Origin of the sequence: Pseudomonas sp., assembly GCF_030683065.1 — a bacterium.
In the GTDB taxonomy this organism is placed as follows: domain Bacteria; phylum Pseudomonadota; class Gammaproteobacteria; order Pseudomonadales; family Pseudomonadaceae; genus Aquipseudomonas.
This window is the reverse complement of sequence record NZ_JAUXMX010000037.1, coordinates 56,920-68,001: the sequence shown is the minus strand read 5'-3', so window position 1 is coordinate 68,001 and position 11,082 is coordinate 56,920. Positions and strand designations below refer to the sequence as shown.

The 11,082-nt window shown below is 61.5% G+C and carries 11 protein-coding genes; all 11 read left to right on the top strand.

Annotated features, from left to right (window positions below):
* Positions 1-279, top strand: a 279-nt coding sequence (locus tag Q8K09_RS12645; RefSeq protein ID WP_305255321.1) for a formyltransferase family protein, incomplete at its 5' end; no start/stop codon positions are given.
* 254 nt (positions 280-533) lie between these two features.
* Positions 534-1,379 carry an IclR family transcriptional regulator gene (locus Q8K09_RS12640; protein WP_305255320.1) on the top strand — a complete coding sequence of 282 codons (846 nt, stop codon included), beginning with the start codon at positions 534-536 and terminating at the stop codon, positions 1,377-1,379.
* A gap of 443 nt (positions 1,380-1,822) precedes the next feature.
* Positions 1,823-2,779 carry an AraC family transcriptional regulator gene (locus tag Q8K09_RS12635; protein WP_305255319.1) on the top strand — a complete coding sequence of 319 codons (957 nt, stop codon included), beginning with the start codon at positions 1,823-1,825 and terminating at the stop codon, positions 2,777-2,779.
* Between the two features lie 325 nt (positions 2,780-3,104).
* On the top strand, positions 3,105-4,466 hold the full coding sequence (gene benA, locus Q8K09_RS12630) for a benzoate 1,2-dioxygenase large subunit (protein ID WP_305255318.1): 1,362 nt from the start codon (positions 3,105-3,107) through the stop codon (positions 4,464-4,466).
* Entirely contained in the window at positions 4,467-4,955 is a 489-nt protein-coding gene (gene benB, locus Q8K09_RS12625; protein ID WP_305255317.1) for a benzoate 1,2-dioxygenase small subunit, read from the top strand.
* Between the two features lie 92 nt (positions 4,956-5,047).
* Positions 5,048-6,058, top strand: a complete 1,011-nt coding sequence (gene benC, locus Q8K09_RS12620) for a benzoate 1,2-dioxygenase electron transfer component BenC (RefSeq protein ID WP_305255316.1) — start codon at positions 5,048-5,050, stop codon at positions 6,056-6,058.
* Between the two features lie 219 nt (positions 6,059-6,277).
* Positions 6,278-7,054, top strand: a complete 777-nt coding sequence (locus tag Q8K09_RS12615; RefSeq protein WP_305255315.1) for a 1,6-dihydroxycyclohexa-2,4-diene-1-carboxylate dehydrogenase — start codon at positions 6,278-6,280, stop codon at positions 7,052-7,054.
* 143 nt (positions 7,055-7,197) lie between these two features.
* The gene (locus Q8K09_RS12610; RefSeq protein ID WP_305255314.1) at positions 7,198-8,535 is read left to right on the top strand and encodes an MFS transporter; all 1,338 of its coding nucleotides are present in this window, start codon (positions 7,198-7,200) and stop codon (positions 8,533-8,535) included.
* A gap of 30 nt (positions 8,536-8,565) precedes the next feature.
* Positions 8,566-9,687 carry a muconate cycloisomerase family protein gene (locus Q8K09_RS12605; protein WP_305255313.1) on the top strand — a complete coding sequence of 374 codons (1,122 nt, stop codon included), beginning with the start codon at positions 8,566-8,568 and terminating at the stop codon, positions 9,685-9,687.
* Positions 9,688-9,704: 17 nt separating this feature from the next.
* Complete coding sequence (gene catC, locus Q8K09_RS12600) at positions 9,705-9,995, top strand: muconolactone Delta-isomerase (RefSeq protein ID WP_305255312.1); 291 nt, start codon at positions 9,705-9,707, stop codon at positions 9,993-9,995.
* A gap of 33 nt (positions 9,996-10,028) precedes the next feature.
* Positions 10,029-10,970, top strand: a complete 942-nt coding sequence (catA, locus tag Q8K09_RS12595) for a catechol 1,2-dioxygenase (protein WP_305255311.1) — start codon at positions 10,029-10,031, stop codon at positions 10,968-10,970.
* Positions 10,971-11,082 lie beyond the last annotated feature (112 nt).

The following is an 11,082-nucleotide window of genomic DNA, read 5'->3' as shown; positions in this document are numbered from 1 at the left end:
CACCACTCGCTGCTGCCCGGTTTCAAGGGCGCCAAGCCCTACCACCAGGCGTACCAGAAAGGCGTCAAGCTGGTTGGCGCCACCGCCCACTACATCAACAACGACCTGGATGAAGGGCCGATCATCGCCCAGGGCGTGGAGGCGGTGGGCCACGCTCATTATTCGGAAGACCTAGTAGCCAAGGGCCGCGATATCGAGTGTATGACTCTGGCCAAGGCGATCGGCTATCACATCGAGCGGCGTGTATTTCTGAATGACAACCGGACAGTGATTTTGTAGGGGAAGTAACAAGATCGACGACCATAAGACGAGTGTATATCTGGCTTGATGTCTGTCTCCGTGACCTCGCGCTCAGGATGTTTGATGTGGCTATGTACCTGTCCGTCGCGTTGTGTGTTTGTGCCCCGCCTCATTCCGCTACCGAAAGCCAACAGAGCGCTATTGTGTTCCGGTGTATTGGTACACCAGTGTTTGCGATTATCGCGCACTGGTTCGATAATCGCTCAGCGTTGTCCCCTTGCCCCGGAGGCTCCATGAGCGAAAATCGTCCGCAGCTGTCTACCCTGGCACCGCCGCCCTATGTGTCGCCTGCCAAGCGCATCGAGGAGTTTACGGGCGATCCTAATTTCATGTCCTCCCTTGCCCGTGGCCTGGCGGTGATCAATGCGTTTCAGGAACGCAAGCGCCACCTGACCATTGCGCAGATAAGTCATCGCACCGAGATCCCCCGCGCTGCCGTGCGCCGTTGCCTGTATACCCTGATGAAGCTGGGCTATGCGACCAGTGAAGGGCATACCTATTCGCTGCTGCCCAAGGTGCTGACACTCGGCCATGCCTACCTGTCGTCCACCCCGCTGGCCGTCTCGGCGCAGCCTTATCTGGATCGGATCAGCGAGCAGCTGCATGAGGCTTGTAACCTGGCAACCCTGGAAGGCGAGCAGGTGTTGTATATCGCCCGCTCGGCGATTCCACAGCGGCTGATCTCGGTGGACTTGAGTGTCGGCAGCCGCCTGCCAGCCTACTGCACCTCAATGGGGCGGATCCTTCTGTCCGCGCTGGACGACGACAGCCTGCACGACTACCTCAATCACGCTGAGCTGCAGGCCAAGACCAGTCGCACCCTGCATACCCCGGAGGCGCTCTGGGAATGCCTGCAGCAGGTACGTCAGCAGGGCTGGTGCCTGGTCGATCAGGAGCTGGAGCAAGGGCTGCGCTCGCTGGCCGTGCCGGTCTACGACTCGTCCGGCCTTGTCCTTGCCGCAATGAACGTCAGCACTCACGCCGGGCGTGTGCCGGCCATCGAGCTCGAGCAGCGCTTCCTGCCGATCATGCTCAACGCTAGCCGCGAGCTGAGCAGTCAGTTGTTTAAACCAGTGTGAGCCAGGCTCGGGGGTAGGGTCACGCCAGCATTGAAATGTGCCGGGCCCCAAATGCCGCGTTGCCCAGCCGACTCTCGAAACCAGGCGCCTGGAGTGTTACGCAGCGCGCACAGCGGTGGCTGATCGCTTGAGTATCCGCGCCGCCAACTCCACCTGCTCCGAAATTCGCCATTCGGCCATCGATATGACACTAGTGCCATGTGCGAATGTGTGCGGTTATCGCGCGCCGGCCATCCTACTTTCGTTTGGATTCACTAAGCTGTCGCAGCGGCTATGATTGATATCAATAATCGGCTGATAGTTTTGCGGGTGACGATTTTGACCGTTGATCGGTACAGGCTGTTTTAAAGCTGTTTTGCCTGTATCAATATTTAGACGTGAGGGCAGATGCCTTGCTTGTGCTGACCCTCAGTGTCATAAAAATTATAAGAGTGCCGTGAGTTATGGACTGCCGTCTGCTGAACGAGAAAAGTCGGATATTCCACAATGCCGACCCCTATGCCGTTTCCGACTATGTCAATCAGCATGTCGGCGCGCATTGCATTCGTTTGCCGCAAAGCGGGCGGCCCGAGGCTAGCCTCAGCCACCGCACCTTCGGCAGCCTGGATCTGTGCCGGATCAGTTACGGCGCCAGTGTGCGCGTCACCTCGCCGGCGCTGGAAACCATCTATCACCTGCAAATTCTGCTCAAGGGCAATTGTCTGTGGCGCGGCAATGCCCAGGAGCATTACTTCACGCCAGGTGAGTTGCTGCTGATCAATCCCGACGATCCGGTCGATCTGACCTACTCTGATGACTGCGAAAAATTCATCGTCAAGCTGCCGTCGACCTTTCTCGAGCGGGCCTGTAGCGAAAACCATTGGCGTCGTCCGGCAGACGGCATCCGTTTCGCTTCGCGGCACAACCTTCAGCAGCTCGACGGCTTCGTCAATCTGCTGGGGTTGGTCTGCGACGAAGCTGAAAGTGCGCAGCCGATGACCCAGGTGCAAGAACACTACACCCGGATCATCGCCACCAAGCTACTCGGCCTGCTGGCCAATAACGTTGAGCGCGAGGAGCTGGGCGAAAGCTGCCCCTCGTTCGAGCGTATTGCCCAGTACATCGAGGACAACCTCAAGCAGGACATTGGCCTGGAGCAATTGGCCGAGGTGGTACGCATGAGCCCGCGCTCGCTCTACGCGCTGTTCGAGCGCAACGCCGGCACCACGCCAAAGCACTACATCCGCAACAAGAAGCTGGAAAAGGTACATACCTGCCTGCTCGACCCGACCGCCAAGGTGCGCAACGTTACCGAGGTGGCGCTGGATTATGGCTTTCTGCACCTCGGACGTTTCTCCGAAAGCTACAAGAGCACTTTCGGCGAGCTGCCTTCTGACACCCTGCGCCGGCGCGAGTCCTGACTTCTGTGCTGTTGGTGCGCACAGCGCACCCTACGGCGTCCTCGCAAATCCCGACTTCTGTGCTGTTGGTGCGCACAGCGCACCCTGCGGCGTTCTCGCAAATTCTGACTTCTGTGCTGTTGGTGCGCACGGCGCACCCTACGGCGTCTTCGCGAATCCTGACTCCTGCGTAGGGTGCGCCGTGCGCACCACGGGTATGTGTCGCTGGTCCCGTTGTCCGCGCCCTGCAGAAAACGGATAAAGGTCGTGTACAAACTGGATATTGTCGGACAGTCCCGAGTCGTAGTCTTGATTCCGTTGAAACAATAATAACGGAGCCATGGCGATGACCCTGCGACTCGATTACCTGAACGGCCTGCTGCAAGAGGATAAAGACAAGGGCATTTTCCGCTGCAAGCGCGAGATGTTCACCGACCCACGCTTGTTCGACCTGGAGATGGAGCACATCTTCGAGGGCAACTGGTTGTATCTGGCCCATGAAAGCCAGATCCCCGAGAACAACGATTACTACACCACCAGCATGGGGCGTCAGCCGATTTTCATCGCGCGCAATAAGGCCGGTGAGCTCAACGCCTTTATCAACGCCTGCAGTCATCGCGGTGCCATGCTGTGCCGCTTCAAGAGCGGCAACAAGGCCACCTACACTTGCCCGTTCCATGGCTGGACCTTCAATAACTCGGGCAAATTGCTCAAGGTCAAGGACCCCAAGGAAGCCGGCTACCCGCCGAGCTTTGATTGCGACGGCTCCCATGATCTGAAGAAGGTCGCGCGCTTCGAGTCCTACCGTGGCTTCCTGTTTGGCAGCCTGCGTGAAGACGTCGCGCCGCTGGAAGACTTCTTGGGCGAGTCGAAGAAGATCATCGACATGATCGTCGATCAGTCCGCCGATGGCTTGGAAGTGCTACGTGGCTCGAGCACCTACGTCTACGAAGGCAACTGGAAGTTGCAGGCCGAGAACGGCGCAGATGGCTACCACGTCACCGCCGTCCACTGGAACTACGCCGCCACCCAGCAGCAGCGCAAGCTGAAAGAAGCGGGCGACGATATCCGCGCCATGAGCGCCGGTGGTTGGGGCAAGAAGGGCGGTGGTTTCTACTCCTTTGATAATGGTCATCTGCTGCTGTGGACGCGCTGGGACAACCCGGAAGACCGGCCGATGTTCGCCGAGCGCGATCGTTTGGCCAGCGAGTTTGGCGAAGCACGTGCCGACTGGATGGTTGGCAACTCGCGCAACCTGTGCCTGTACCCGAACCTGTACCTGATGGATCAGTTCGGCTCGCAGTTGCGTATCGCCCGGCCGCTGTCGGTGGACCGGACCGAAGTGACCATCTACTGCATCGCGCCGAAAGGCGAGTGCGCTGAGGCCCGCGCCCGCCGCATCCGTCAGTACGAAGACTTCTTCAACGTCAGCGGCATGGCCACTCCGGACGACCTGGAAGAGTTCCGTGCCTGTCAGCAGGGCTTTGCCGGCCGTGCGATGGAGTGGAACGACATGTCCCGCGGTTCCGAACACTGGATTGACGGTGCCGATGAAGCCGCCAAGCAAATCGACCTGCATCCGCTGATGAGCGGCGTGCGTACCGAGGACGAAGGGCTGTTCGTGCTGCAGCATCACTACTGGCAGCAGCAGATGATCAAGGCGCTGCAAGAACAGCAGGACCAGTTGATTCACGTGGAGGGCGCGTAAATGAGCCTGACTTATGAAGCCGCGCGCGACTTCCTCTACCGGGAAGCACGCTACCTGGACGACAAGCAGTGGGACGAGTGGCTGGAGCTGTATGCCAGCGACGCGACCTTCTGGATGCCGGCCTGGGACGACCGCGATCAACTGGTGGAAAACCCGCAGACCGAGATCTCGCTGATTTGGTACGGCAACCGTAGCGGTCTGGAAGACCGGGTGTTCCGCATCCGCACAGAGCGCTCCAGTGCCACCATCCCGGACACGCGCACCTCGCACAACATCAGCAATATCGAGATCGTCGAGCAGGCCGAGGGGGTGTGTAAGCTGCGCTTCAACTGGCACACCATGAGCTTTCGCTACAAGGTCGTCGACCACTTCTACGGCACCAGCTTCTACACCCTCGACACCAGCGGGCCGAACCCACTGATCAAGGCCAAGCAGGTGGTGCTGAAGAACGACTACGTCAGGCAGGTCATCGACGTTTATCACATCTAAGTCCGCTGCAGGGTTGCCGGCGGGAGCGCTTTGCTCCCGTCACGGGGCCGTGCATGCCGCAATCCGCCAGATCAGCTACAGCGAGGTGTGCCATGAGCCACAAGATCGCCCTGAATTTCGAAGACGGGGTCACCCGTTTCATTGACACCAATGTCGGCGAAACCGTGGCTGATGCCGCCTATCGCCAGGGCATCAATATCCCGCTGGATTGCCGCGATGGCGCCTGCGGTGCCTGCAAGTGCTTCGCCGAAGCCGGTCAGTACGACTTGGGCGAGGAATATGTTGAAGATGCTCTGAGCGCGGAAGAAGCAGAGCAAGGCTACGTGCTGACCTGCCAGATGCGCGCCGAAAGTGATTGCGTGGTGCGCGTGCCGGCCTCAAGCGACGTCTGCAAGACCCAGCAGGCCAGCTTCGAGGCGGCGATCTGCGCGGTGCGTCAGCTCTCCGACAGCACCATCGCCTTGTCGATCAAGGGCGAGGCGCTGAGCAAGCTGGCGTTCCTGCCGGGCCAGTACGTCAACCTCAGGGTGCCGGGTAGCGAGCAGAGCCGCGCTTATTCGTTTAGTAGCCTGCAGAAGGACGGCGAAGTCAGCTTCCTGATCCGCAATGTGCCGGGCGGCTTGATGAGCAGCTTCCTCACCGGGCTTGCCAAGGCCGGTGACAGCATGACCCTGGCCGGCCCGCTGGGCAGTTTCTACCTGCGCGAAATCAAGCGGCCGTTGTTGCTGCTTGCCGGCGGCACCGGTCTGGCGCCGTTCACCGCGATGCTCGAGAAAATTGCCGAGCAGGGCAGCGCGCACCCGCTGCACCTGATCTACGGGGTGACCAACGATTTCGACTTGGTTGAGATGGACAGGCTTGAGGCCCTGGCCGCGCGCATCCCCAACTTTACCTACAGCGCCTGCGTGGCCAGCCCGGACAGCAGTTATCCGCAGAAGGGTTATGTCACCCAGCACATCGCGCCCAAGCACCTTAACGACGGCGACGTGGATATCTACCTGTGCGGCCCGCCGCCGATGGTCGAGGCGGTCAGCGGCTACATCCGCGAACAGGGTATCCAGCCGGCCAATTTCTATTACGAGAAGTTCGCCGCCAGCGCTTAAAGGGCTCCTTTGGTCCGCTTGCTGGGTAAGCGGGCCTGTTTTATTCGTGCAATAGCCCGGGAGTTATCTGCTGGATTGCCCCGGATTGCATCCGGGCTACGCAACCGAGGCTTCGTCTCTGTGGGAGCGGACTTGTCCGCGAAGACAGCAGGCGCATCGCGGGCAAGCTTGCAGCCACGGGACGTTGGCGCACCGCAACCATTCACCGAGGTCGGGACTATGAATACGCGTTTTCAAGACAAGGTCGCCGTGATCACTGGCGCTGCCCAAGGCATCGGTCGCCGTGTCGCCGAACGTATGGCGGCCGAGGGTGGCCGGCTGTTGCTGGTCGACCGTTCCGAGCTGGTGCATGAACTGGCCGACGAGCTGGCGGGCATCTGCGAAGTGCTGACCCTGACCGCCGACCTCGAGCAGTTCACCGAGTGCCAGCGAGTGATGCAGATGGCGGTCGAGCGCTTCGGTCGCCTGGACATCCTGGTCAACAACGTCGGCGGCACCATCTGGGCCAAGCCGTTCGAGCATTACCAGGCGCACGAGATCGAGGCCGAGGTGCGCCGTTCGCTGTTCCCGACCCTGTGGTGCTGCCACGCCGCGTTGCCACAGATGCTCGCGCAGGGCAGCGGGGCCATCGTCAACGTTTCGTCCATCGCCACCCGCGGGGTCAATCGCGTGCCCTACGGCGCAGCCAAGGGCGGGGTCAATGCCCTGACTGCCTGCCTGGCCTTCGAGACTGCCGGACGCGGTATTCGGGTCAACGCCACCGCACCGGGCGGCACCGAAGCACCGCCACGTCGTATCCCGCGTAACAGCGCCGAGCAGAGTGAGCAGGAGAAGCTCTGGTACCAGCAAATCGTTGACCAGACCCTCAGCAGCAGCCTGATGAAACGCTACGGCAGCATCGATGACCAAGCCGGGGCGATTTTGTTTCTGGCCTCGGACGACGCCGCCTATATCACTGGCGTGACCCTGCCGGTGGGTGGTGGGGATCTGGGCTAAGCACGACCCCTGTAGGCGCGAGGGGGACGCCTAGTCCTTGTCGCGATCAGCCAGAGCATCGCCAGCAAGCTGGCTCCTACAGAAATACTGCTATCCACTTCAACGAGCTGTTCACAACAAGAACAAAAGAGAGAACCGATGCCATGCGAAATATTGATGTCCACGAGGTCATAGATAACGCGCGCTTCAACCGTTATCACTGGATGGTGATGTTCTGGTGCGCCTTGCTGCTGATCTTCGACGGCTACGATCTGTTTATCTACGGTGTGGTGTTGCCGGTGATCATGCAGGAGTGGGGCCTGACCCCGCTGGAGGCCGGTGCCCTGGGCAGCTATGCGCTGTTCGGCATGATGTTCGGTGCCCTGGCTTTCGGCACTTTGGCTGACAAGATCGGGCGCAAGAAGGGCATCGCCGTGTGCTTCCTGCTGTTCAGTTGCGCCACCATCGTCAATGGCTTTGCCAGCAACCCCACCGAATTCGGCATCTGCCGCTTTATCGCCGGCCTTGGCTGCGGTGGCCTGATGCCCAACGTAGTGGCGTTGATGAACGAGTACGCGCCGAAGAAGCTGCGCAGCACCCTGGTCGCCATCATGTTCAGCGGCTACTCGGTAGGCGGCATGCTGTCCGCCGGCCTGGGCATCTACATGCTGCCGCGCTTTGGCTGGGAATCGATGTTCTTCATCGCCGGCGTGCCGTTACTGCTGCTGCCATTGATTCTCTGGTTCCTGCCGGAATCGGTCGGTTTCCTGGTGCGCGAAGGGCGTACTGAGCAGGCCCGCGGCATCCTGCGTCGGGTCGATCCGAACCGTGCCATCGGCGACGCTGATCCCATCACCATGGCCGAGGCCAAAGGCAACGCCGCCTCGGTGCTGGAGCTGTTCCGCGAGGGCCGTGCCTTGCGCACCCTGATGATCTGGCTGGCGTTCTTCTGCTGCCTGCTGATGGTCTACGCCCTGAGTTCCTGGCTGCCGAAGCTGATGGCCAACGCCGGCTACAGCCTGGGTTCGAGCCTGTCGTTCCTGCTGGCGCTGAACCTGGGTGCGGTGTTCGGTGCCATCGGTGGCGGCCTGCTCGGCGACCGGATGAACCTGCCTCGGGTGCTGGCGGTGTTCTTCGTGGTGGCGGCGGTGTCGATCAGCCTGCTCGGGATCAAGAGCCCGACGCCGGTGCTGTACCTGCTGATCGGCGTGGCCGGTGCCACCACCATCGGCACGCAGATCCTGCTGTACGCCTGCGCCGCGCAATTCTATGGCCTGTCGATCCGTTCCACCGGCCTCGGCTGGGCCTCGGGTATTGGTCGCAACGGCGCCATCGTCGGCCCGCTACTGGGTGGCGCGCTGCTGGGGATCAACCTGCCGCTGCAGCTCAACTTCCTGGCGTTTGCCATTCCTGGCGCCATCGCCGCCATCGCCATGAGCGTGTTCGCTATCAGCAGCCAGCGCAGCAATGCCGCGCCGCTGCCGGCGGCCACGGCTTCCTGACCCCAACCTGCGCAATCTAGCGGAGCCTGAATGAGCCATTCCCTGATCGAAAGCATCGAGGCGATCATCGTCGATCTGCCGACCATCCGCCCGCACAAGCTGGCGATGCACACCATGCAGCAGCAGACCCTGGTGGTGATTCGCCTGCGTTGTGCCGACGGCATCGAAGGCCTCGGCGAGTCCACCACCATCGGCGGCCTGGCTTACGGCAACGAGAGCCCGGAGAGCATTAAGCAGAACATCGACAGCCACCTGGCGCCGCTGCTGATCGGTCAGGACGCGGCCAATATCAACGCCTGCATGCTGCGTCTGGATAAAGCCGCCAAGGGTAATACCTTCGCCAAGTCCGGCCTGGAAAGCGCGCTGCTCGATGCCCAGGGCAAGCGCCTCGGCCTGCCGGTCAGCGAACTGCTCGGCGGCCGGGTGCGCGACAGCCTGGAAGTGGCCTGGACCCTGGCCAGCGGCGACACCGCCAAGGACATCGCCGAAGCCCAGCACATGCTGGAAATTCGTCGCCACCGCATCTTCAAACTGAAGATTGGTGCGGGCGAGGTCAGCCAGGATCTCCAGCACGTCATCGCGATCAAGCGGGCCCTGGGTGACAGCGCCAGCGTGCGCGTCGACGTCAACCAGGCCTGGGACGAGTCGGTGGCCCTGCGTGCCTGTCAGGTGCTCGGCGACAATGGTATCGACCTGATCGAACAGCCGATCTCGCGGATCAACCGCAGCGGCCAGATCCGTCTCAATCAGCGCAGTCCGGCGCCGATCATGGCCGACGAATCGATCGAAAGCGTCGAGGACGCCTTCAGTCTGGCCGCCGACGGCGCGGCCAGCATCTTCGCCCTGAAAATTGCCAAGAACGGTGGCCCGCGCGCCGTGCTGCGCACCGCGGCGATCGCCGAGGCGGCCGGCATCGCCCTGTACGGCGGCACCATGCTGGAAGGCTCGATCGGCACCCTGGCCTCGGCCCACGCCTTCCTCACCCTGAACAAGCTGACCTGGCACACCGAGCTGTTCGGTCCGCTGCTGCTGACCGAAGAAATCGTCAACGAAGCGCCGCAGTACCGCGATTTTCAGCTGCACGTGCCGCGTACCCCGGGCCTCGGCCTGAGCCTGAACGAAGAACGCCTGGCGTTCTTCCGTCGCCCCTGAACCGAGAGGAGAGCTCCATGCTGTTCCACGTAAAGATGACCGTAAAACTGCCGCTGGATATGGACCCGGCCAAGGCCGCCCAGATCAAGGCGGATGAGAAGGAACTGGCCCAGCGCCTGATGCGCGAGGGCAAGTGGCGCCACCTGTGGCGCATCGCCGGGCAGTACGCCAACTACAGCGTATTCGACCTGGATAGCGTGCAAGAGCTGCACGACACGCTGATGCAGCTGCCGCTGTTTCCCTACATGGATATCGAGATTGACGCCCTGTGCCGTCACCCCTCGTCGATCCGTGATGACGACCGTTGATTAGCCCTAGAACAAAAAACCGAGGACACCACCATGACCGTTAAAGTTAGCCACACTGCCGAAATCCAGGATCTGTTCAAAGAAGCCAGCGGCCTCAACAGCGAGCAAGGCAGCCCGCGTCTCAAGCAGATCATGCTGCGTATCATCAGTGATGCGGCGAAGATCATCGAAGACCTGGAAATCAGCGACGATGAGTTCTGGAACAGCGTCGATTACCTCAATCGCCTCGGCGGGCGCAATGAAGCCGGCCTGCTGGTTGCAGGTCTGGGCCTGGAGCACTTCCTCGACGTGCTGCAGGATGCCAAGGATGCTCAAGCCGGACTGACCGGCGGCACTCCACGCACCATCGAAGGCCCGCTGTATGTTGCTGGTGCACCGCTGGCCGAAGGCGAAGTGCGCATGGACGATGGCAGTGAGCTGGACTCCGCCACCGTGATGTTCCTCGAAGGCGTGGTGCGCGACACCGACGGTGCGCCTGTGGCCGGTGCGGTGGTCGACCTGTGGCATGCCAACACCCAGGGCAACTACTCCTACTTCGACAAGAGCCAGTCCGAGTACAACCTGCGCCGGCGCATCGTCACCGATAGCGAGGGCCGCTACCGCGCGCGCAGCATTGTGCCTTGCGGTTATGGCTGCTCCCCGGACGGCCCGACTCAGGAATGCCTGGATCTGCTCGGTCGTCACGGCCAGCGTCCAGCGCACATCCACTTCTTCATCTCCGCACCGGGCCATCGTCACCTGACCACCCAGATCAACCTGGCCGGCGAGCAATACCTGTGGGACGACTTCGCCTACGCCACCCGTGATGGCCTGGTCGGCGATATCACCTTCGTCGAGGACGCCGCTGTCGCCAATGACCGTGGCGTGCAAGGCAGCCGCTTTGCCGAACTGCAGTTCGATTTCCAGCTGCAGAAGGCTCCCGCGGCACAAGCCGAACAGCGCAGCAACCGTCCGCGTGCGTTGCAGGGTGCGTAGGGTGCGCCGCGCGCACCATTGATGCCGTGCCAGTTGGCCCCGTGTGAGCCGGTTCAAGCCGCGGTCACGGGGCCTACATACAACGAGAGCGCTCCCCGAGGAGCGCCACTAA

What these genes read in the sequence shown, in the direction of transcription:
- Q8K09_RS12635 (WP_305255319.1), top strand. Translation starts at nt 1,823, where the DNA reads ATGGACTGCCGTCTGCTGAACGAGAAAAGTCGGATATTCCACAATGCC.
- benC (WP_305255316.1), top strand. Translation starts at nt 5,048, where the DNA reads ATGAGCCACAAGATCGCCCTGAATTTCGAAGACGGGGTCACCCGTTTC.
- catC (WP_305255312.1), top strand. Translation starts at nt 9,705, where the DNA reads ATGCTGTTCCACGTAAAGATGACCGTAAAACTGCCGCTGGATATGGAC.
- benB (WP_305255317.1), top strand. Translation starts at nt 4,467, where the DNA reads ATGAGCCTGACTTATGAAGCCGCGCGCGACTTCCTCTACCGGGAAGCA.
- Q8K09_RS12610 (WP_305255314.1), top strand. Translation starts at nt 7,198, where the DNA reads ATGCGAAATATTGATGTCCACGAGGTCATAGATAACGCGCGCTTCAAC.
- catA (WP_305255311.1), top strand. Translation starts at nt 10,029, where the DNA reads ATGACCGTTAAAGTTAGCCACACTGCCGAAATCCAGGATCTGTTCAAA.
- benA (WP_305255318.1), top strand. Translation starts at nt 3,105, where the DNA reads ATGACCCTGCGACTCGATTACCTGAACGGCCTGCTGCAAGAGGATAAA.
- Q8K09_RS12615 (WP_305255315.1), top strand. Translation starts at nt 6,278, where the DNA reads ATGAATACGCGTTTTCAAGACAAGGTCGCCGTGATCACTGGCGCTGCC.
- Q8K09_RS12605 (WP_305255313.1), top strand. Translation starts at nt 8,566, where the DNA reads ATGAGCCATTCCCTGATCGAAAGCATCGAGGCGATCATCGTCGATCTG.
- Q8K09_RS12640 (WP_305255320.1), top strand. Translation starts at nt 534, where the DNA reads ATGAGCGAAAATCGTCCGCAGCTGTCTACCCTGGCACCGCCGCCCTAT.